The sequence below is a fragment of the Ciceribacter azotifigens genome (assembly GCF_048159625.1).
Lineage (GTDB): Bacteria > Pseudomonadota > Alphaproteobacteria > Rhizobiales > Rhizobiaceae > Allorhizobium > Allorhizobium azotifigens.
Genome location: NZ_JBLQTA010000004.1, coordinates 347,679 through 369,318, shown reverse-complemented (window position 1 = coordinate 369,318; position 21,640 = coordinate 347,679). Strand labels below are relative to the sequence as shown.

Annotated in this window: 15 protein-coding genes; 3 read left to right on the top strand and 12 right to left on the bottom strand. The window is 66.1% G+C overall.

Going from position 1 to position 21,640, the window contains the following annotated elements; genetic code table 11:
• Positions 1-184: 184 nt before the first annotated feature.
• Positions 185-358 (bottom strand): hypothetical protein, encoded by a 174-nt coding sequence (locus ACM6UT_RS09100; protein WP_416797023.1) that lies wholly within the window; start codon positions 356-358, stop codon positions 185-187.
• Between the two features lie 291 nt (positions 359-649).
• Between ACM6UT_RS09100 and ACM6UT_RS09095 the strand changes: the two genes are divergently transcribed.
• Entirely contained in the window at positions 650-2,485 is a 1,836-nt protein-coding gene (locus ACM6UT_RS09095; RefSeq protein ID WP_416797022.1) for an aminopeptidase P family protein, read from the top strand.
• On the opposite strand, the gene ACM6UT_RS09090 is transcribed toward ACM6UT_RS09095, so the two are convergent.
• Together ACM6UT_RS09090 and ACM6UT_RS09085 are read right to left on the bottom strand one after the other, a co-directional pair.
• The gene (locus ACM6UT_RS09090) at positions 2,475-2,786 is read right to left on the bottom strand and encodes an AzlD family protein (RefSeq protein WP_416797021.1); all 312 of its coding nucleotides are present in this window, start codon (positions 2,784-2,786) and stop codon (positions 2,475-2,477) included. The genes ACM6UT_RS09095 and ACM6UT_RS09090 overlap by 11 nt on opposite strands.
• Positions 2,783-3,502 (bottom strand): AzlC family ABC transporter permease, encoded by a 720-nt coding sequence (locus tag ACM6UT_RS09085; RefSeq protein ID WP_416797020.1) that lies wholly within the window; start codon positions 3,500-3,502, stop codon positions 2,783-2,785. Before ACM6UT_RS09085 ends, ACM6UT_RS09090 begins: the two co-directional genes overlap by 4 nt.
• Positions 3,503-3,637: 135 nt before the next feature.
• Between ACM6UT_RS09085 and ACM6UT_RS09080 the strand changes: the two genes are divergently transcribed.
• On the top strand, positions 3,638-3,886 hold the full coding sequence (locus ACM6UT_RS09080) for a DUF2164 domain-containing protein (protein ID WP_416797019.1): 249 nt from the start codon (positions 3,638-3,640) through the stop codon (positions 3,884-3,886).
• A 30-nt stretch (positions 3,887-3,916) separates the two neighbouring features.
• On the opposite strand, the gene panB is transcribed toward ACM6UT_RS09080, so the two are convergent.
• The 3 genes from panB to pncA all read right to left on the bottom strand — a co-directional run bounded on the left by panB (position 3,917) and on the right by pncA (position 6,332).
• Positions 3,917-4,744 carry a 3-methyl-2-oxobutanoate hydroxymethyltransferase gene (gene panB / locus ACM6UT_RS09075; protein ID WP_416797018.1) on the bottom strand — a complete coding sequence of 276 codons (828 nt, stop codon included), beginning with the start codon at positions 4,742-4,744 and terminating at the stop codon, positions 3,917-3,919.
• A gap of 1 nt (position 4,745) precedes the next feature.
• The gene (panC, locus tag ACM6UT_RS09070) at positions 4,746-5,618 is read right to left on the bottom strand and encodes a pantoate--beta-alanine ligase (RefSeq protein WP_416797017.1); all 873 of its coding nucleotides are present in this window, start codon (positions 5,616-5,618) and stop codon (positions 4,746-4,748) included.
• An 87-nt stretch (positions 5,619-5,705) separates the two neighbouring features.
• Positions 5,706-6,332 (bottom strand): bifunctional nicotinamidase/pyrazinamidase, encoded by a 627-nt coding sequence (gene pncA / locus ACM6UT_RS09065; protein WP_416797016.1) that lies wholly within the window; start codon positions 6,330-6,332, stop codon positions 5,706-5,708.
• 189 nt (positions 6,333-6,521) lie between these two features.
• Here pncA and ACM6UT_RS09060 point away from each other — a divergent pair, with 189 nt between their 5' ends.
• A complete protein-coding gene (locus tag ACM6UT_RS09060; protein ID WP_416797015.1) occupies positions 6,522-7,607 on the top strand; it encodes a cache domain-containing protein in 1,086 nt (361 codons plus the stop codon).
• A 12-nt stretch (positions 7,608-7,619) separates the two neighbouring features.
• Here the strand turns inward: ACM6UT_RS09060 and ACM6UT_RS09055 are convergent, their stop codons facing one another.
• The 6 genes from ACM6UT_RS09055 to ACM6UT_RS09030 all read right to left on the bottom strand — a co-directional run bounded on the left by ACM6UT_RS09055 (position 7,620) and on the right by ACM6UT_RS09030 (position 21,525).
• Positions 7,620-9,593 (bottom strand): glycosyltransferase family 2 protein, encoded by a 1,974-nt coding sequence (locus ACM6UT_RS09055; RefSeq protein WP_416797014.1) that lies wholly within the window; start codon positions 9,591-9,593, stop codon positions 7,620-7,622.
• A 3-nt stretch (positions 9,594-9,596) separates the two neighbouring features.
• Positions 9,597-10,790 (bottom strand): HlyD family secretion protein, encoded by a 1,194-nt coding sequence (locus ACM6UT_RS09050; protein ID WP_416797013.1) that lies wholly within the window; start codon positions 10,788-10,790, stop codon positions 9,597-9,599.
• A gap of 217 nt (positions 10,791-11,007) precedes the next feature.
• On the bottom strand, positions 11,008-13,092 hold the full coding sequence (gene pbpC, locus ACM6UT_RS09045) for a penicillin-binding protein 1C (RefSeq protein WP_416797012.1): 2,085 nt from the start codon (positions 13,090-13,092) through the stop codon (positions 11,008-11,010).
• On the bottom strand, positions 13,092-18,545 hold the full coding sequence (locus ACM6UT_RS09040; protein WP_416797011.1) for an alpha-2-macroglobulin family protein: 5,454 nt from the start codon (positions 18,543-18,545) through the stop codon (positions 13,092-13,094). The genes pbpC and ACM6UT_RS09040 overlap by 1 nt, the downstream gene beginning before the upstream one ends.
• A 145-nt stretch (positions 18,546-18,690) precedes the next feature.
• Positions 18,691-19,923 carry a TIGR03862 family flavoprotein gene (locus ACM6UT_RS09035; protein ID WP_416797010.1) on the bottom strand — a complete coding sequence of 411 codons (1,233 nt, stop codon included), beginning with the start codon at positions 19,921-19,923 and terminating at the stop codon, positions 18,691-18,693.
• Between the two features lie 12 nt (positions 19,924-19,935).
• Positions 19,936-21,525 (bottom strand): MBL fold metallo-hydrolase, encoded by a 1,590-nt coding sequence (locus ACM6UT_RS09030; RefSeq protein ID WP_416797009.1) that lies wholly within the window; start codon positions 21,523-21,525, stop codon positions 19,936-19,938.
• Positions 21,526-21,640: the final 115 nt, after the last annotated feature.

Below are 21,640 nucleotides of genomic sequence, written 5' to 3'. Positions count from 1 at the left end.
TATTGCTTTTGGCGCATGGCTCAATACAAGTCCCGAAATACGAAAGGCGGCATCCGGGGATGCCGCCTTTCCGATCAGATCGACTGATCGATGCACGGGCTTGGGAGGAGGAGAAGCCCATGCGTGTCGCGTATTCCGGCGCCGGCGCAGACCTGGGAGGAGGAGGGGCCTGCGCGGCGCTCGATCAGAATACGGAGCCTGTTGCCCGCTTGCGGCGGAGTTCGGCGCGGCTGGTGCCCATGGATTCCAGCGTCTTGTCGTCCAGAGACAGCAGCGCGTCATTGACATAACGGCTGACCTGACGCTCGCGCGCTTCGATGATCCGCTGATACGCCCTGCGAAGGAAAGAGCTTGCCATCTTCGTGTTCCTTTCGTGCCGGGCGGCGATCCCGCCCGTTCGATGACTGAAATATAGTGACTCCGGCGCCGGGCGGCAGAGGGTAATCCCTCATGGGTGTTATGCGTTCTATGCATGAATTGCTCGCCGCTTTGGCTCGTACCTTGCTGCCTTGAACAAAAAGGAGGCAGTCTGCCGCCGATTCCGGCTGACGCTGCCTTGTCCCGGTGTGCACCGGTCCGAGAAAACCTGATGAACCGGGCTCGGCTCTTGCTATAAGGCAAAGCAGTCATCAGTCAGAGCGAGTCCGTCATGTTTCAATCCTTCGAGGTGAAGTCCACTCCACAGTTCGGCCGTGCACGCATCGAGGCGCTGCGGGCGCGGTTCGCCGAGCTCGGCATCGACGGTTTCCTGGTGCCGCGGGCCGACGAGTATCAGGGCGAGTATGTTCCCGAATCCGCCGAGCGGCTCGCCTGGCTCACCGGCTTCACGGGATCGGCGGGGCAGGTGCTCGTCACCATGGCGGAGGCGATCGTCTTCGTCGACGGCCGCTATGTGACGCAGCTTGCCGAACAGGTCGATCCTTCCGTCTTCAAGGGCGGGGATCTCGTCGGCGAGCCGCCGCACAAGTGGATCGGGGCCCACGTGCGGAAAGGGTTCCGCCTCGGCATCGATCCATGGCTGCATACCGGCGCGGAAGTCCGGCGGCTGGAAAAGGCACTCGCGGAGAAGGACGGCGCGCTGGTGCTGCTGCGGGAAAACCCGCTGGATACGCTCTGGACCGATCGGCCGGCCGAACCGCTCGGTGCCGTCTCGATCCAGTCGCAGTCGTATTCCGGCGTTCCTGCCGAGGAGAAAATCGCCCGCATCGCCCGGGAACTCGGCGAGAAGGACCTGTCCGCCGTCCTCGTCACCGATCCCTCGTCGGTCGCCTGGATCTTCAACATCCGCGGCAGTGACGTGCCGCATACGCCCCATCCTCTGGCGCGCGCGATCATCGAGGCGAACGGACATGCCGTGCTCTTCCTCGACGAGCGCAAGACCGGGATAGAGGCGGAGACCTATCTCGCCGGGCTCTGCACGCAGGTCGAGCCGTTGGAGCTTTCGCCGCGGCTCCAGGCGCTCGCCGCCTCGGGTGCCCGCATCCTCGTCGATCCCGACCTGGCGCCGTTCGCGCTCTCGGAATTGATCCGCGATCACGGCGGCACGGTGGTGGAGGGCAATGATCCGGCGAAGATCCCGCGCGCGGTCAAGAACACCGTCGAACTCAACGGCTCGGCCGTCGCGCACGTGCAGGACGGGGTGGCCGTCGTCGAGTTCCTCTCCTGGTTCGACCGCCAGCGACCGGGCACGGTGACCGAGATCGGGGCGATCCAGGCGCTCGAAGAGGCGCGTCGGCGCGTCGGCGAGCGGATGCAGAACCCGCTGAAGGACATTTCTTTCGACACGATTTCCGGCACCGGCGAGCATGCGGCGATCATGCACTACCGGGTGACGACCGAGACCGACCGGACGATCGATTCCGGCGAACTCTTCCTCATCGATTCCGGTGCGCAGTACGTCAACGGCACGACCGACATCACCCGCACCGTCGCCGTCGGGCCGGTATCGGACGAGAAGAAGCGCTTCTTCACGCTGGCGCTCAAGGGCATGATCGCGATCAGCACGGCACGGTTCCCGAAGGGGACGCGCGGCTGCGACCTCGACCCGCTGGCACGCATCGCGCTCTGGAAGGCGGGGGCGGATTTCGCCCACGGGACCGGCCACGGCGTCGGCTCCTATCTTTCGGTGCATGAGGGGCCGCAGCGCATCGCGAGGCTTTCGACCCAGGAGCTGCTGCCGGGCATGATCCTTTCCAACGAGCCCGGCTACTATCGCCCCGGCGTCTTCGGCATCCGGATCGAAAATCTCGTCTATGTGCGGGAGGCCGAGCCGGTCGAGGGCGGCGACATGCCGATGCTCGGCTTCGAGACGCTGACCTATGTGCCGATCGACAAGTACCTCGTCGTCACCGACCTGCTGACGGCGGAGGAGCTCGACTGGCTCGATGCCTATCATCGCCGCACACGCGAGGAGCTGATGCCGCTCATTCCGGATGACGAGACGCGGGCCTGGCTCGAGCGGGTGACCGAGCCGTTCAGCCGATGAAATAGCGCATCGCCATCACCGCGATCCATCCGGAAAGGAGGAGCGGGATGGCGGAGAACCGCAGGCCGACGGCAAGGGCGACCGCCATGGCGACCTTGACGTCGGTGCCGCCGGTAAAGAAGGCGGGGGCGACGAGCGTCGTCAGCACGGCCGCCGGAACGGCGCTCAGCGCCGCCTCGAGGCGCGGCGGCACGGTCTTCAGCCGCGCGATCAGCAGATAGCCGCCGATGCGGGTGAGGTAGGTCGCGGCCGCCGCGGCGACGATCAGGAGCGTCATGTAGGGCGTGAGGAACTCGCTCATTCGCCGGCCTCCGCGCCCGCCGGTACCGGCAGCGGCGCAGCAGCTTTCGGCGGCAGCAGTGCGGCGAGCACCACGCCTGCGAGTGCGCCGATGCTGACGTGCCAGGGCGTGCCGACCATGCGGTAGGCAACGATGGAGGCGGCGGCGCTGACGGCGACCACCGGCAGGAAGTTCGCCCGTCGGCGGAAGCCGAGGACCAGTCCCATGAAGTAGATCGGCAGCAGCACGTCGATGCCGATTGCCGCCGGGTTGCCGATCATGCTGCCGAAGTAGGCGCCAATGGTCGTCGTCGCCACCCAGCCGACATAGATCGTCGCGGCGAAACCGAAATACCAGGCGAAGGAGACGGACCGGCCGGTCTCGCCGCGCGTCAGCGTCTCGGCGAATTGCGGATCGGTGAGGAAAAAGAAGGAGAGCGCCTTCTGGAGCGGCGAGAAATGCCGGATGAAGGGGGCGATCGCCGCCGAATAGAGGATGTGGCGGAAGTTGACGGCGAAGATCGACAGCACGATCACCCACATCGGCACGTCATGGCCGAAGAGCTCGATGCCGACCAGCTGGCTCGCGCCGGCAAAGACGATGGCGCTCATCAGCGTCGCCTCCGCGACCGTCTGGCCGTTGGCGACGGCAACGGCACCATAAAGCGCGGCAAAGGGAATGGTCGAGATCAGGATCGGCGTACTGCCGCGCAGGCCGTCGAAAAGGTCGGATTTCATGAAGGCTTCCTTTTGCGGAAGAGATAGAGGCGAGGCGCCCGTCGGACAATTGAATTCGCCTGATGGATCGATTGATTCGCCTTACCTGTCGTGGCACGCTCCGGCGGCAGCGACCCTCGCTGAAGGAGCAGGCGGATGCCGAAACTCGATTTCTCTAACGACGATCAGGCGGCGATCGTCGCCCGGGTGAGGGACTACTTCCTCTCCGAATTCGACCTCGACGTCGGGCGGTTCGAGGCCGAGGCGATCCTGACCTTCTTCGCCAAGGAGATCGGCGCGCATTTCTACAATCGCGGGCTTTACGACGCGCAGTCGGTGATCGTGAACCAGGTGGATGTCATCAACGACGCGATCTACCAGCTCGAAAAGGCGCCCGGCGACTGAAGGGCGCCGGGACATGTCGTGCCTCCGATCCTACTTCTTCGGACGGAGCTGAAAGGTATGTTCGGGGCCCGGAAATGTCCGCGCGCGGACCTCCGTCGCATAGTCCTGGACCGCCGTGGAGATGACGTCGGCCAGTTCGGCGAAATGCTTGACGAAGCGCGGCCTGAAATCGTTGAACAGGCCGAGCATGTCGTCCGACACCAGCACCTGGCCGTCACAGGCGGGTGAAGCGCCGATGCCGATCGTCGCGGCCGATACCGCACCGGTGATCTCCCGGGCGAGCGGCTCGACCGTTCCCTCGATCACCATGGCGAAGGCGCCGGCTTCGTCGATGGCGCGGGCATCCCTGCGGATCTTGTCGGCTTCCTTGTCGGTATGACCCTTGGAACGGTAACCGCCCGAGGTGTTGACCTGCTGCGGCATCAGGCCGACATGGCCGAAGACCGGCACGCCGCGTGACACCAGGAAGGCGACGGTTTCCGCCATTTCCTCGCCGCCTTCGAGCTTGACGCCGTCGCAGCCGGTTTCCTTCATGATGCGGGCGGCCGTGCGGAAAGCCTGTTCCTTCGATTCCTGATAGGAGCCGAAGGGCAGGTCAACGATAACGCAGGCGCGGCTGACGCCGCGCATGACGGCCTGTCCATGGGCAATCATCATGTCGACGGTGACGCTAACCGTGGTGTCGAGGCCATAGAGCACCATGCCGAGGCTGTCGCCGACGAGCAGCAAGTCGCAATGCGGGTCGAACAGGCGCGCCATCGGTGTCGTGTAGGCGGTGAGAGAAACGACCGGACGCTCGCCCTTGAGTGCCGTGATGTCATTCGGTGTCAGCCGTTTCTGGCGGGGCGGGGTGCTCATGTCAGGCGGCCTCCATGCCGTTTTCGGATGCGATATCGATCACGCGGTTGTCGAGCAGCCTTGTCCTGCCAATGCGCACGTAGAGCAGGATCAGAGCGGCGCCGGAGATCGTGTCGAGTGGTGCCAGCGTTTCCGGATGACGCACGGCGACGACTTCCGTCGTGGCGAGCGGCTCGCTGCGGACGAAGGCGTCGAGCTTCGCCTCGAGCTCGGCCGGATCGCGAACACCGTCGCGGACCAGGCGTTCGGCTTCGTCGAGGGCGCGTGGCACGATCACGGCCGCACGGCGCTCTTCCGCCGAGAGATAGACGTTGCGCGATGAGCAGGCGAGGCCGTCCGCCTCGCGCACGGTCGGGACCGCAACGATCCGCACCGGCTGGGCGAGGTCCTCGACCATGCGGCGGATGACCGCCACCTGCTGGTAGTCCTTCTCGCCGAAATAGGCCGTGTCCGGCTGAACGATGTTGAAGAGCTTGGTGACCACAGTCGCGACGCCGGCGAAATGGCCGGGCCGGGCCGCGCCTTCGAGTTCGCTTCCGAGCTTCGGCACGTCGACCACCGTTTCCATCGGCCGCGGATACATGTTCGCGACGGTTGGGGCGAAGAGGAAATCGACGCCGGCGGCTTCAAGCATCGCGCTGTCGCGCACGAGATCGCGGGGATACTTGTCGAGGTCCTCGTTGGCGCCGAACTGCAGCGGATTGACGAAGATGGAGACCACCGTCACGTCGTTTCCGGTTCTGGAATTCGCAACGAGCGTCATATGCCCGTCATGGAGATAGCCCATGGTCGGCACGAAACCGACCTTCTTCCCCGCCGTTCTGAGCGGTGCCAGGCGCAGGCGCAACTCCTCGATGGTGCTGACCGTTTCCATCCGGCCTCCTCCTTTTCGCACTTGCGAAGGCTCACTAACGCGCGCGTGAAAAAAAGGCAATTGATGAAATCGGGTGCAGCCCTTCGGCTATCGGAGAATGTCGGCGCTGCGGACGATCTCTACGCCCTTTTCCCGCATCTCGGCGATTGCCGCCTTGATGCCTTCCGGGTCGATGCCGCGGCTCGCATCCTCGATGAAGCGGACCTTCACGCCGGGCAGCATCTCGACGGCATCGAGCGCGGAAAACTTCACGCAATAGTCGGTCGCAAGTCCGCAAATGTCGACTTCGCTGACGTCCTTCGCCTTCATATAGTCCGCAAGCCCGGTCCGCGCCGCCTGGTCATTGTCGCGGAAGGCGGAATAGCTGTCGACGGCCCGGTTCTGTCCCTTGCGCTGCACATGGTCGACGCTGCCAACGTCCAGGTCCGGATGGAAGGCGGCGTCCCGCGTTCCCTGGATGCAATGGTCCGGCCAAAGCATCTGCGGCTTGCCGGAGAGTTCGCCCATTTCGAAAGGCGTCTTGCCGGGATGCGAGGAGGCAAAGCTGCCATGGCCCGGCGGATGCCAGTCCTGCGAGGCGATCACGAGGTCGTATCTGCCGCTCGCCATCAGGGCGTTGGCAACCGGAACGACCTCGTCGCCGCCGGCGACCGGCAGGTTTCCGCCGGGGCAGAAGCCGTTCTGGATATCGATCAGCAACAGGGCTCGGGCCATCGTAGTTCCTCGGATTGCGTTCACCGGGCAGGATGGCAACCGGTCCGTCTCGGATCAAGGGCAAAAAGCACTCTCTCCGTGGTCCCCAGCGGATAAACGCCTGATGCGGAAAGGCGATCGCCTTCTCTTGCACCGCCGACGGGTGCCGCTATTCTTCCCGTGGTTGAGGGCGGGCGAGGAGACACGTACATGCCGAGGCGGAAACTGCACCGGAAGGCACCGTCCCTGACCGTGGTCACCTTCGCCTTCGTGGCGGCGAGTGCGATCGTGGTCGGCCTCATGTTGTTCTTGCTCATGCGCGACCGGCTCGAGACCTATGGACGCGAGACGCTGGCGACGGAGATCGGCGTCCGTGCCGAAGGGGTCCAGACGGCGCTTGCGCATGTCCTCTACGACGAATGGTCGAGCCTGAAGGTTCTGGCGCAGGACGTCGGCGCCGACGATCCCGCAACCATAAGGGGGAAACTGCAAACCCTGGTTGGCGAGGGAGACAGGCTTTCCTGGGCGGGTTATGCGGGACTCGACGGGACGATCCAGGCGTCCGCCGGGGATGTCGTGCTCGGGGAGGACGTTTCCTCGACCTCTTGGTTCCAGACGGGTTTGAGCAAGCCGACCGCCGAGGATCTCCGGGAAACCGTGTCAACGGTGTCAGGGCAGGACCGCTCGCGGTCCTCTCTGGTTTTTGCAGCGCCGGTGCGCAAGGCAGACGGTCAGGTTCGCGGGGTGATCTCTGCTCGTCTCGACCTGTCCTCGGCCACGATCCTGTTGCGTGACATGGCGAGGGCGCTCGATATCGACCTCGTGCTCATCGACTCTGCCGGCGCCGTGCTCATGCAGACGCGCGGGCGGGCGGAAGATGCGCCCGATCTGCCGAGCCTGCAGGCGGCACGGGCAGGCGCATCGACGGTCACTCTCGAACGCTGGCCGGACGGCAGGTCGTATTTCAGTGCCGCGATGCCGGACATCGCCTATCGCGACCTGCCTTCGCTCGGATGGAGCCTCGTCGCCCGCGTTCCGGCCGATCTGGCGGTGGCACCGGCGGAGCAATTGTCGCGCGGCATGATCTTCTATCTCGCGAGTTTCGGGCTGATGCTGCTCCTGCTGACGATGATCTTCGTGGAATCCTTCATCCGTCCGTTCGGTGTGCTGGCGCGGATCGCGAGCAAGATCGCCGACGGTGCCGAGGTCTATCCGCCGGACACCAACCGCACGCGCGAAGTGCAGATGATCACGGCGGCGATCGTGCGTCTCCAGACCCGGTTGCACCGGCATTGATCCGGCGAGACTCTAGCGGACGTGAGAACCGAAGACGAGATCGTGCAGGATCGCGCCGATCCTTGTCCGCGTGACACCCGGCGCCGAGCCCTCGGCATAGAGCCGGCGTAGCAACGCCTCGTATTGCCTGTCTGTGGGGTCGAGCGAGATCAGGCCACCGTCGGACGTCGTCTCGATGACGTAGCCCGAGACATCCCCGACATCCCTTACGGCGATTTCGACAGGCGAACCCTCCGCCAGAACCACGCCGCGCACGCGAGCCGATTGCTGGGTGAGGTCGGTTAGCCAGACGCGGTGCAGCCCGTCGTCGAGACGCATCAGCACCCGCTGCGGACGGTCGTCAAAATGGCTCTCGACGCGGGGCATTTCCACGCAGACCATCATTGTCACGGCAAGCGTCATCAGGTTGTAGAGGCTCCAGAAGAGCACGATGGATTTGCCTTCTCCGGCGTCGCTGAAGACAAAGCGGTCGGAGAGGAGGCCGACGACGAGGCCGAGGAGCGTCAGCGCCGCGAGAGTGAGGAACGGCGCCATCATGCGCCACTGCACGACGAATTGGCTGCGATCTCCGCCCTTCGCCGTCACCTTGAAACTGCGGTTCCTAGGCCGGATGAGGCCGGTCCAGGTCGCGCGGATGATCGGGATCGCGCCGAGCAACTGGCTGACGTCATTGACGATCGGGATGACGAGGCCGCGCGAGATGAAGTTCAGGGCAAAGAGCGTCCAGACGTAATAGGCGCCGAAATGCGAGAGGATTTGCGGCACCGAGGCATAGACGGCGATCGTGCCGAAATACCAGTAGAGCAGGGGATAGACGAAGGCGGCGAGACGGAAGGGGTAGGTCGTCACCCAGTAGAGCAGGCTGTCGAGGACGCTCCAGCGGTCGCGCAGGCGCAGAGGCTTGCGCAACGAGAACGGGCCGTAGTCACTGCGGACGATCTGCATCAGGCCGAGGCACCAGCGGGCCCGCTGCGTGACGTATTCCTTGAGGCCCTCCGGCGCGAGGCCTTCCGTCAGCGCCTCGTTGAGGTAGGCGGTGTGCCAGCCCTTGGCCTCCAGTACCAGCGTCATCAGGAAATCCTCCGTTACGCTCTCGGTCGGGAAACCGCCGACATCGACGAGTGCCGTCCAGCGGACGACGGAGGAGGTGCCGCAGCAGAAGGCGATGTCCCAGCCGTCGCGGCTCGGCTGCAGGTGATCGAAGAAGAAGCGCTGCTCGTCGGGATAGGAGCGGCTCAGTCCGAGATTGTGCTGGATCGGGTCCGGATTGAAGAAGTGCTGCGGTGTCTGGACGAGCCCGACGTTGTGGCGATGAAACAGGGCGAGCGCCCGCGTGAGGAAGTTGCGGTGCGGTACGAAGTCCGCGTCGAGGACCGCGACGAAGTCGGGAACCTCGCCACGCTCGGTGAGCCACGCGATCGCATGATTGAGATTACCGGCCTTCGAGCCCTTGTTGTCCGGACGGCGGAGATAGCTCACCGCCTGTTCGTGGCAATAGTCCGCCAGCCAGTCGCGCCGGCCGTCGTCCAGGACATAGACTGCGGTGTACGGGTGGTCGAGCGCCTTGGCGCCGGCGATCGTCCGGGCGAGCACCTCCTTCTCCTCGTTGTAGGTCGCGATCAGCACAACGACCTTGGGAGGAGGGGCGGGGCGCCACCAGTTACGAGCCGCTGTTGCTTCCGGCGAGCGGTTCTTCCGACGCATCAGGATGACGAAGGCGCTGAGGGAGGAGACGAGGGCGGCGGCCTCGATCAGGAAGAAGCTCCAGGTGACTACGCAGTCCCAGGTCGCCCCGAAGGGGGCGAGCGTCTCGGTTGCACGCCACACGATGTAGCGGGCCGAGAGGACGATGGCGACGGCGAAGATCAGAACACGGTGGGCGACGGCCTCCCGACGCAACACGAAAGGCGTGACGAGGGCGAGGCCGAAAATCACCGCCACCACCGCGTAAGCCGATTGCTGCTCGGTCGGATGGAGTTCGAGCATCGACTATTGCCAGAGCTGCCGCAGCCAGTCGAGCGGTCGTGCCTCGAAGAAGGCCCGGCCCGTTCTGCCGATGGCGCAGCGCAGTTCGTTGTCGTTCAACAGACCGGGGACAGCAAGCGTAACGTCGAACCGCTCGAGATGCTGCGGGCTCGCGGCGACCGCGAGATTTCGGTAGACACCTTCCGCGCCCGGGCCTGCGAGGCGGATGATCGTCGCATCGAAGACGCGTGTTTCCCCGGTCGGGCGAAACTGCGCCCGCTGCCCGTGCGTCAGGGTGTTGTAGGTGCTCTCCGTCACGCTCAAGGTTACGATGGTGGAATCGCAATCGACCAGCTGGAAGAGATCCTGTCCCTGTTCTACCCGCTCGCCACCGGTCGTCATCAGCGTCCAGAGGATGCCGTTGACATTGGCTGAGAGGTTGGCGTGGGAGGTCCGGGTAAAGCGCAGGCGCTCGGCATCCAGGCGCTCGCGCTGTGCCGCAAGGATGGCGATCTGTGCGGCGAGGGCGGTCGTTAGTTCCGATTCCTGCCAGCGCAGTTCACTGATCCGCTGCTCGGAATAGGGTGCGTCGTTGTAGCCGTCGCCGAGGAAGACACCGCGCCCTCCGGCGTTGAGGCCGACCTGTGCGGCGGCGGTTTCCGCCTGCGTCCTTTCGAGCTCGCGCTCGGCGACCTGCAGGCGGGATTCGGCCTGTTCGAGCTCGCTCATTCGTTCTGCCCCGGTCGTCGTGAGCTTGCTCGCCCGGTCCAGCATGTGTTGGTAGAGATGGATCTGCGCCTGCCACGCCTGCTCGGCGGCCTTCGACGCGGCAAGTTCCGCCTTCATCTGTTCCTGCCGTTCGCGTTGATAGACGTTGGCGCGCTCTTGCAGCTTGGCGATCGCCTCGCGAACCGAGCCGAGTGCGCCTTCGAGCCGCGCGCGCTCGGCCTCGGCCCTCGCCCTTTCGTCGGCGAGGTCGGAGAGGCGGGAACTGTTGGCGAGATCGTCGTCGATGAAGCCGAGCGTCTGGCCGGCGCGCACCCTTGCGCCGAGGACCGGCGCGTCGAAGGTCAGGAGACCGGCAATCGGCGCCCTGGCCGTGGTCAGCCTGGCATTGATGACCGCGTCCGCGCTGGCACCGGCCAAATGTTCTCCGATGATCACGAACAGCGCAAGTCCGACCAGAAGGACCCCGATTGTGAGCCGTGCAAGTCTCATCCGCCGCCTCCCGTATTCCGTGTTGAGGACTGTCTGGTCGGCCACTCAAGATAGCGGCAAACGGGGAGTGCTGCAGCTGGAAAGAGCGGTTGTTAACCGCAAACGTTGAAGCAGGTTAACGGGATGGCGCCATCTCCTCCCAATGAGCAGGAGCTCGAGGTGGCCTCGATGAGGAGATCGTGCGCCATTCCGTTACAACCGCGGCGAACGGCCGTCTTCAGTGGAGGAATACGCCGACGCTCGCTGCCCGTCCGGTGGCGTCGATGACCGTCAGCGTCGAGAAGCCGACGCCTTCCGGCGTCCATTCCGCCGTGCGCCTGCGCGAGCGGTCGCCCAGCGGGACGCCGTTCGCGAGCCAACGGAAGGGCGCGCGGCCGGCCTGCAGTTTGACGACGAGGGGGAGCGGTTTGCCGTCGGGGCCGGTGCCGAGCTCGACATGGGCGCCTTCCGGCGGGTAGACGATGCGTGGCGCCTTCTCCCGCGCGGATGTCGCGAGCAGGCCGTTGGCACCCATCGAATAGCGTCGGAGCGCCGGCGGCAGATCGGCCTGCGCGATCCGTTCGGCGCCGGGCGGCGGGGAGGGCAGCGGTGTGCCGCCGACGCCGGACTTGGAGAAGGCCTGGAAGAGGATCGGTGCGGCCGAACCGTAGCCGGTGATGCCGGGAACGGCGGCGTTGTCCGGGCGTCCGACCCAGACGCCGAGCACGTAGCGCCCGTCATAGCCGACAGACCAGGCGTCGCGGTAACCGTAGCTGGTGCCGGTCTTGTAGGCGATGCCGAGCGGCCGGCTGCCGAGCGGCGGCAGGACGCCGCGCAGGATGTCCGTGACGTTCCAGGCGGCGACGGGCTCCATCAGCGACGCGCCGTCGATCGGCTCGGCGGTCTCCCGTACACCGTCGCCGAGGCGGATCGGCGACCCGCGATTGGCAAGCGCCGCATAGGCCTGCACGAGGTCCTTCAGGGTCACGCCAGCGCCGCCGAGGGCGATCGCAAGGCCCGGCGCTTCGCCGGTCGGCAGCGCGAGCCGCACACCCGTGCGGCGCAGGCGCGACAGCAGTTCGGCCGCGCCGACGGCGTCGAGCAGGCGCACGGCGGGGACGTTGAGCGACAGCTGCAGTGCCTGGCGGATGCTGACGTCGCCCTGGTAGGTCATGTCGAAATTGCGCGGCCGATAGCCGAAGAAATCGGCCGGGCGGTCCTCGATGATCGTTTCCTGCGCGATCAGGCCCTGCTCGAAGGCGAGCCCGTAGATGAAGGGTTTTAGGGTCGAACCGGGCGAGCGCTCCGCCCGCGTCATGTCGATCCAGCCATAGCGGGCGGCATCGAAATAGTCGGCGGAGCCCACCTCGGCGACGATTTCGCCGGTCGTGGCGTCGGCCATCAGCATGGCGAGCGAGGTCCGCGCCGGCAGGTCGACGGCCGCCTGCCGGGCGACGGCTTCGAGCTCGGTCTGCACGGATTTCCGGAGCGTTGAGCGATGGATGCGGGCCTGCGGATCGGTGCGCCGCGCGGCTTCTGCGAGATGGGCGGCGAGTGCGGGCAGCGCTAGCCGCTCCTTCGGCACCGGTGCAATGCCGGCGCTGGAGACCTCGCGCGCCTCCATCATACCGTTGGCCTGCATGCGTTCGAGAACGCGCTGCCGGGCGGCGCGTGCGGCTTCCGGGTTGCGGTCGGGGCGGCGCAGTTCGGGAAGCTGCGGCAGGGCCACCAGCAGGGCTGCTTCGGCGACCGTCAGCCGCTTCGGCTCCTTGCCGAAATAGGCGAGGCTCGCGGCGCGCAGGCCTTCGAGGTTTCCGCCGTAAGGGGCGTGGGTGAGATAGAGATCGAGGATCTGCTGTTTCGAGAGCCGGCGTTCTATCTGCAGCGCGCGCAGGATCTGCAGGAACTTTGCCGAAAAGGAGCGCTCGCGGCGCGGTTCCATGAGGCGGGCGACCTGCATCGACAGCGTCGAGCCGCCGGAGACGATGCGGCCGTTCGAGGCGAACTGCAAAGCAGCGCGCGCGAGGGCGATGACGTCGACGCCCGGATGGTCGTAGTAGCGGCGGTCTTCGTAGGCGAGCAGCATTTCGACGAAGCGCCGATCGACGTCGGCGCTCGTCGTCTTCAGCCGCCAGCGTCCCTCGGGCGTGGCGAAAGCCCGGAGCAACTGGCCGTCCGCATCGAGGAGTTCCGTCGACACGGCGTCGTCCGCCGCATTCGGCGGCGGATACGCCTTGTCGAGCGCATCGAGCCCGCCGACCCCGGCCGCCGCCACGAGGATGGCGAGGCCGGCAGCCGCCCCGATTTTCTTCCAGCCGGGCATCAGGGTGCCGCCTTGACCTCCATGCGGCCGGTCGCGGTCCGCGCGGAGTATTCCGGCCGGTACATGTCCTCGACCTGCGCCGCCGGATGGGCGTAGGTGCCCGGTGTCACGGCGCGCACGACATAGGCGAGGGTGATTTCCTCGTCATTGTCGGCAGGCCGGTCGATCGCCGCAACGAAGCGGTCGTTGCGGAATTCGAGATGCGCCGCCTCGGTCTCGCCGATCCAGTCGAAGTTTTCGAGCTGGGCACTGTCGACGAGGCTCGGATTGTCGATCTCGAAGCCTGCCGGCAGCAGGTCGGTGATGAGGATCTGCGAGGGCCAGCTGTCTGCTTCGGTGACCGACAGCACGACGACGTAGCGTTCGTTCTGCTGCGCTTCGGTGACGTTCGCCTCCTCGCCGTCGAGCGTGTAGTAGGTGCGCTCGATGGTGAAGCCCTCGCCGCCGGCCGGGGGCGCTTCCTTCGGTGCCGCGACCGTTGTTACCGCTGCGGTGATCGGCGCGCTGCTGCGGTTGGTGAGCACGACGGGTTGGGCGAGCAGTTGGTCCCCGGGAATGGTCGCCATGTAGCCGCCGGTGTGGCTCGCGCCGTTGACGTCGACCTTGAGCGCATCGTCACCCTTCTGCAGCGCGCGGGCGGCGAGCAGCGTCCATGTCTGCTCCTGGGTGCTGGTGTAGCGCTTCGTCGAAAGCTCGCGGGAGACGGTCTTGCTGAGCCCCGACAGGATCGGCGGCACCGGCCGGCTTTCGGCGGCGAGGGCGAGGATCGCCGCGCCGTCGCGCAGCGTGCTGCCGTAATAGTCGGAGTAGTTGAAGCTGACCTTGGTCAGGACGGCCTTTTCCGTCATGCCGGCGGCCTCGGTGAAGATCGCCTTGGAGCGCTGGCCATCGCCATAGAGCGCAAGCGCCGCGGCGAGATGGGCCTTTGAAAGCGGTGTCGGGAACTCGCCGAGCCGGGTGTCGGCATAGTAGCGCAGGTCGCTGATCGCCGCCCGCTTGTTGCGCGCAAGCACGTAGAGCGCGTAGGCGAGCTCGTCGCCGCGGTCCTTGACGTCGATGTCGTAGCCCGTCTGGTTCTGCAGATTGTCGAGGGCCTGGATCATCGCCTGGTCCGGCACCTCGAAATTCTGCTCGCGGGCACGGGTCAGGAACTCGGTGACATAGGAATCGAGCCAGAGGTCGCCGTAGCCCGGCGACCAGAGGCCGAAGCTGCCGCTCGACGACTGGTAGGCGAGGACGCGGTAGATCGCATCCTGCACGCGTTTGGTGATCTCCTCCTGCTGCGGCAGGCCGGAGACGGCCGACAGCTCGTTGAAATAGAGGAGCGGCAGGGCGCGGCTGGTGGTCTGTTCGGCACAGCCGTAGGGGTAGCGGTCGAGGCTCATCAGCAGGGCAGGGATGTCGAAGCCTTCCGCGCGCATGACGTTCAGGCTGACCGAGGCATCCTGCAGGATGCTGTCGGCAAGCAGTTCGCCGTCGACGATCAGGCTCTTGCCGGCGGCGATCGTCAGCGTGCGGCGCTCGGCAACCGGCAGCGCGGCTGGACGGACCGGGATTTCGAGCGTCTGGTCGATGGAAAGACCGGCCCCGGTGAGCGCGATGTCGATCCGCCCGGTCCCGGCTTCGGTTCCAGTGAGCGGCAGGTTGATCGCGGTCTTGCCGCCCTGGGTCAGGCTTACCGTCTGGCTGGCGGCCGAGGCGTCGACCGCGAGCGCCGTGTTCGTCGTGACCTGCAGCTGGTAGTCGCCCGAAGGTGCGTCGGTCGCGGCGATCTCGAGCCTTAACCGGCTTTCGTCGCCGGGGCTCAGGAACCGCGGCATGCTGGCGGTGACGACGACCGGATCGCGGATGACGACATCGGTGCTGGCATGTCCGACGCCGGTCTTGCTCCAGGCGACCGCCATGACGCGGGCCGTGCCGTTGAACTGCGGGATGTCGAAGCTGACTTCCGCCTTGCCTTCGTTGTCGAGCTTCAACGGTCCGGAGAAGAAGGCGACCAGTTTTTCCGTCGGCGGCTTGCCCTGCAGCGGCATCTGACCGCCGTCGCCACCGGTGCGAAGCCGTCCCATGGCGCCGAGCGAGCCGTCGATCAGTCGTCCGTAGAGGTCGCGGATTTCAAGGCCGAGGCGGCGCTGGCCGAAATACCAGTCCTCCGGATCGGGCGCCTCATAGCGCGTGAGGTTCAGGATGCCGACGTCGACCGCGGCGACCGTGACATAGGCCTCCTCGCCGATGCCGGCACCCTTCACCTGAACGGGAATGGTGAGCGGCTGGCGCGGCAGGGTCTTTTCGGGCGGCGCGAGGCTGACTTCGAGCTTGTTGGCGCCCGGATCGACGGCTAGCCAGGTAACGCCGATCGCCCGCATCGGCATGCGGCTCTCCAGCGCCTCGCCGGGGCGGAAGAGGGTTGCCGTGACATAGGCGCCGGCGCCCCACTTGTCGGTGACCGGCAGGTCGACCTCGCCGCCCTCGGCAGGAATGGTCGCCGTCTGCGTGGTGATCAGGTTGTCGGTGCCGACGGTCACCAGCAGTTCGCCGGCAAAGCGCGGCGACACCTTGAGCTTGGCGGTCTCGCCGATCGCGTAGTTTTCCTTGTCGAGCCCGATTTCCAGCGCGTCCGGGGTCTCGGTCGAGCTTGCCTCGACGTACCAGCCGGCCTCGAACTCGACGCTGCTCGCGGGTCCGTCCGCCACGGCGGACTCGACTTCGAGGCGATAGCGTCCCCAGGCGACGGGCACCGAGATCGCGGCGCCGTCAGCGGTGATGTCGACGGTGCCGTCGGCAATCTGCTTCGTGGTGATGATCGGCTCATAGGTCCAGGAACTGCCGTCGCGATACCATTGGTAATTGCGCTCGAGATTCACGAGCCGCCATTTGGCACCCTGGAGCGGCTGCTTCTTGCCGTCGGCATCGATCGCGATCACGTGGAATCGGGCTTGCGTGTTCTCGGCGAGGTCGCCGGAGAACTCCGGCTTGATGCCGATCATCGGCCCTTCGGGGCGGACCGGCAGGGTCAGCGTCCGTTCGACGGCGCGACCGCCGCCTTCCTGCATGCGCACGACGACATCGGCGTTCAGCATCTGCGTCGTCGAGGGAACCTCGTCCAGCGACACTTCGAAGCTCGCCTTGCCTTGCTCGTCGAGGACCGGCAGGTCTTCGAGCGTCAGGCGGGTCTCTTCATCCGTCTCCTCGTCCACGAGGCCGAACTGGTAGTTCTCGAAGGCAGCGCTGGTGCGGCTGCGCTTCAGGTTGACCTCACCTTCGAGCATAAGGCCTGCTGCCGGCGCCCCGTAGAGGTAGCGGCCGTCGACGTCGACGGTCACCGGCGTGCCGATGGCGATGTCCTTCGCCTCGCTCGTCAGGTCGAATTCGGTGCGGTCGGGCACGAAATCGTCGACGAGGAACTGTTTCTGGCCGATCGCCGCCTTCTTGGGATCGGTGTAGATCTGCATGGTCCAGGTGCCGCGCATCGCGCTTGCGAGCAGGGGCAGGTCGACGGCGTAGCCACCGAGCTTCGAATCCGTCTCGACCATGCGGCGGTATTCGACGCCGTCCGGCCGCGTGAAGACGAAGGTGAGCGGCAGGTCGGTGATGGCATTTGCGCCGGTGTCGCGGGCGAGCGCTGCGGCGTGGACCGTCTCGCCGGGCCGGTAGATGCCGCGTTCCGTCCAGGGCAGGATATCGATCGCACCCGGCGCCGGACGACCCGTCACTCCGCGGTCGGAGAGGTCGAAGCCTGCCCGCTTCATGTCGAGGAAGACGTAGTCGTCCTCGCCCTTCTTCGCGGTGATTGCGGCGGGCGCGAGTGCTGCTCCGCCGCGGATCAGCCCGGCGTCGAAGCGCGCGTGGCCGTCGGCGTCTGTCACCGCCGTGCCGAGGACCTCGTTGTTGGTCGCCAGCAGTTGCAGTTCGACCCCGGAAAGCGGCTTGGCGCTCGCGAGCGACCGGGCGAAGACGTTCAGTCCGTCCGTGCCGGCAAAGGTCTGCAGCCCGATGTCGGAGACGAGGAACCACTGCGTGGCGCGCTGGTTCCAGTCCTCGACGCGGCTGCCGGCGGCCGCCGCCGTCAGCACGTAGATGCCCGGCTGGCGCTTCGGCAAGGCCTCGTCGACGGGGAAGCTCGTTACGACGTCCTTGTTGAGCTCGCTGGTGATCTCGATCTTGCCCTGCCAGACGAGTTCGCCGGATTCGTCCTCGATGCGGCTCGCATCATAGCCGTCGAGCTGGGTCAGGAATTTCGACTGCGCGAGCATCGGGGCGATGTTGCGTTCGCCGATGCGGTAGAGTTTCAGGTCGGCGCTGTCGGTGTTGACCGAAACGATCGGAATGCCGCGCCGGGCCGTGGACGGCAGGACGAAGCTGTCGCCAGTGAAGCGGACGGTCGGCGAGCGGTCGCGGACGTAGATCGACAGGTCGACCTGCGAGAGCAGCGGCTCGTCGACGGAAGAGGGCAGGCCGGCGCGCAGCGCGAGCGTGTAGCGCTGGCCATGCTGCAGGCCCTCGACGCAGATCTGGTTGTCCTTGGCCTCGACCGCTTTGGCCGGAGCGCCGTCGAGGAGGACGAAGGGCGCATAGTCGACGCCGCGCTTGACGAGCGGATCGGAGAACTGGACGCACGCATGCGGGGTCGCGCTATCGGTATCGATCGTATGCTCGACGACGCGGAAGCCCTTGGTTTCGCGCAGCTCGTTATAGGCGGTCTGGACGGTCTTTGCCGTCACCAGTGCGAGGCTTGCCTTGTACGCACTGAGCGCGGCGCGGTAGTTCTCGCTGTTTTCTAAGGACTTGGCGAGCACGGCGAGGACGTCGGCACGCGCCTGCGCGGTGCGGGTGAGCTGGTAGCCGTTCAGCGCCATCGCGGCGGCTTCCGCGGCGATGTCGGTCCGGCCGGTGACGGTATTGAGCGAGCGGGCGGTCTCCGTCCACAGGCTGGCGTCATCCGGCGTGAGGGACAGTGCCGCCTTGAAGACGGCAAGCGCCGAATCGTAGTTGCCGGCGGAGAGTTCGTTGTTGGCGAGCATTAGGAGGCCGGCCTGCCCGAGCTGCTCCTGCTCCTCGGTGATCGCGAGATTGGCGCGCATCGCCTGCGCATCCTGGCGCAGCTGGTCGGAGACGAAGGGGAGGCGGGACGGTGCGCCGATGTCCGGCTCGGCGGCGGTGACGACGATCTTGCCGGCGATGGCGCCGGGGAAGGTGTCGAGACGGCTGAAGTCGGATTTCAGGAAGCACCACTTCACCTTCGGGTTGTAGGTGAAGGCGCGACAGGACTGGTCGGCGATGCAGCTCTCCTGGCACTGGTCGAGGGAGACGTTCTGCTCGGTCCTGAGATCGAACCCGAAATAGTCGCCGTCCCTGGTGATGACGACCGAGCGCGTCTGCTCGGCTGAGCTGGCCGCATATGCCGAACTCAAGAGGCTGAAGGCAAAAACGAAGAAACCGATAGACTTGCGCATCGACATGCCCCCTCTACGCTGTCCGTCCAGACGGCTAAAGTGTTCTGACTAAAGCGGTCGGTTGTCAATCGCGCTCATGCACAAGTCAAGCGTCAGCTCTCGTCGAAAACCGGGCGAACGCTGAGGTGGAAGGCGTGTCTGACGCTCAACCGTGACTTGCCTGGCCGCGCAGCCACGATTCCATGCCTTCGGCGGCGGCCTTTCCTGTGGCAAGGCAGGCGGTCAGCAGATAGCCGCCCGTCGGCGCCTCCCAGTCGACCATCTCGCCGGCGACGAAGATGCCGGGCAGCGCCTTCAGCATGTAGTGCCCGTCGATGGCGTCCCAGCGGATGCCGCCGGCGGAGGATATGGCTTCCGCGATCGGACGAGGCTGAAGAAGCGGGATCGGCAGCCGCTTGATAGTCGCGGCGAGCGCTTCCGCCGTCGCCCTGCCGGCTTCCGGGACACACTCCCGGACGAGCGCGGCCTTGACGCCCTCAAGCCCGGCCCCCTTGCGCAATCGGGTCGAGAGGCTTGCCTTCGGGTCCTGTTTTGCAAGGTCGCGGACGAGCCGATCGAGCGGGCGACCGGGTGCGAGGTCGAGAAGGAGGGCGGCTTGGCCCTCCCGTTCCAGTGCGTCACGGAGGCTCGCGGCGTGGGCGTAGACTAGGCTTCCCTCGATGCCGTGGCGGCTGATCACGAACTCGCCGGGGAGTGTGCCGTCAGGCGAAGAGGCGCTGACCGCTTTCACCGGCTCGCCGGCGAAGCGCTCTCGGAACGGTTCGCTCCAGGCGACATCAAAGCCGCAATTGGCCGGCCGGAAGGGGGCGATGTCGACGCCCTTTTGCCGAAGCGTTCCGATCCAGGCGGCGTCCGATCCCAGTCTCGGCCAGCTCGCACCGCCGAGGGCGAGGAGTGTCGCCTTGCTGGCGACGCGCTTCTCGCCCTCCGGCGTTTCGAAGAGGAGGTCGCCACCCGCAAAGCCTGTCCAGCGATGGCGGGTGCGGATCACGACACCTTGCGCGTCGAGCCGCCGCAGCCAAGCGCGCAGGAGCGGCGAGGCCTTCATCACCTTCGGGAAGACGCGACCCGACGAGCCGACGAAGGTTTCGGTCCCGAGCCCTTGGGCCCATTCACGAACCGCCTGCGGGGTGAAAGCGTCGAGGGCGCCGCGAAGCCGTGGCGAAGCGCTGCCGAACCGTTCGGCAAAGCGCTCGAACGGCTCGGAATGGGTGATGTTGAGGCCCGACTTGCCGGCAAGCAGGAACTTGCGCGCGACCGTCGGCATCGCGTCGTAGACGGTTACCGCATAGCCGTCGTGCGACAGCCGCTCCGCCGCCGCAAGGCCCGCCGGCCCGCCGCCGACGATCGCGACATCTGTCTGCTCGACCGAAACCACCAGTCGCTCCCGCTACTCCGCAAGCGCGCGGCGCAGCTTGCGCAGGATGACCCCACGGGCCTTGTCGTCGGCGGCTTTCGCCAGCTCCTGCTGCAGGTCGAGGACGAGGGACTGGTAGTCGTTGTGCCAGTCGCGATGACCGACGCGCTCAAGGTCGATGCGCGGTTGCGGCAGCTTCTCCGAGATATCTACGGCATGCTCCGGCCTGAGTTCGAAGGCGCCGTCGAGGTGCGGCACGTTGATCTTCTCCTCGGCAAGGAAGGAAGAGGCGCGCTTGCGCAGGCCGGCGATGCCGTCCTCCTCGCCGTGGACGAGGAAAAGGCCGGCGCGGATCGGCTGGCGCGTCCTCAGCCACGCGGCGAGCTCCGGTCCGTCGGCATGACCGCTGTAGATGTCGAGGCGACGGATACGGGCACGGACATTGATTTCGTCGCCCTGGATGCGCACGATGGAGGCGCCTTCCTCGAGTATCCTGCCGAGTGTGCCGGTGGCCTGGAAGCCAACGAGCAGCACCGTTGCCTCGTCGCGCCAGAGCCAGTTCTTCAGCCGGTGACGGATGCGGCCCGCCTCGCACATGCCGCTCGCGGCGATGACGATGTGGAAGCCGCGCATCAGGTCGAGCGCCTTCGACTGCTCGACCGTTTCCGTGAACCGCACGTTGCGGGCATGCAGCGCATCGGCGAGCAGATGGCCGTTGTCCAGTTCCCGGGCGTGGCGGAGGAAGATCTCGCTCGCCCGGGTGGCAAGCGGCGAATCGATGATGACGGGGCAGGTCGGGATCTTTTCCGACCGCATCAGGAAGACGAGATCGGCGAGCAGTTCCTGCGTGCGCTCGACCGCGAAGGAGGGAATGAGGAGAGCGCCGTTCGGGTGGTAGGCGTCGGCGACCTCGGCCCGCAGGGCCTCCCGGCGGGTGGTGTCGTTCGCCTCCTCTCGGTCGGTGTCGCCGTAGGTGCCTTCGCAGATCACGTAGTCCCAGCCGGACGGAGCCTCGGGATCGTGCTGCAGGAGCTTGTGACTCGGGCCGATGTCACCGGAGAAGAGAATGCGCAGTGTCTTTTCCGGCGTTTCGACCTCCATTTCCACCGAGGTGGAGCCAAGGAGGTGGCCGGCATTCCAGAAGCGGAACCGCACGCCGTCGGTCGCCTGCTGCCACGCCTCGAGCTCCACCGGGCGCAGCAGTGTGACGGCGATCGCCGCATCGCGGGCGTCGTAGATCGGCGTCACCGGATCGCGGCCGCGGCGGAGATTGCGGCGGTTGAGGAATTCGACTTCGCTCTCCTGGATATGAGCGGAATCCGGCAGCATGACCGAGCAGAGATCGATCGTCCCGCGGGTCGCGTATATCGGCCCCTGATACCCCATGCGGGAGAGCTTCGGCAGCAGGCCCGAATGGTCGATGTGGGCGTGGGTGAGGATCACCGCGTCGATGGCCGACGGGTCGAAAGGAAAATCCCGGTAATTGAGCTCCTTCTCGGTCTTTGATCCCTGGAAGAGCCCGCAGTCGACGAGGATCTGCCGCTTGCCGACTTCGAGCCGGAAGCACGATCCGGTGACGGTTCCTGCGGCACCGTGAAAACGCAGGACGGGATGGTCGTTCATGGGCGGCTTCTCCAAATTGCAGTTCGACAGCATCAATGTAGCCCGGATGGGACAGTCGCCATTTGACAGGCATCAATCCCTGATAAGCCCCAACGGGCGTGCGCGTCCACAGACC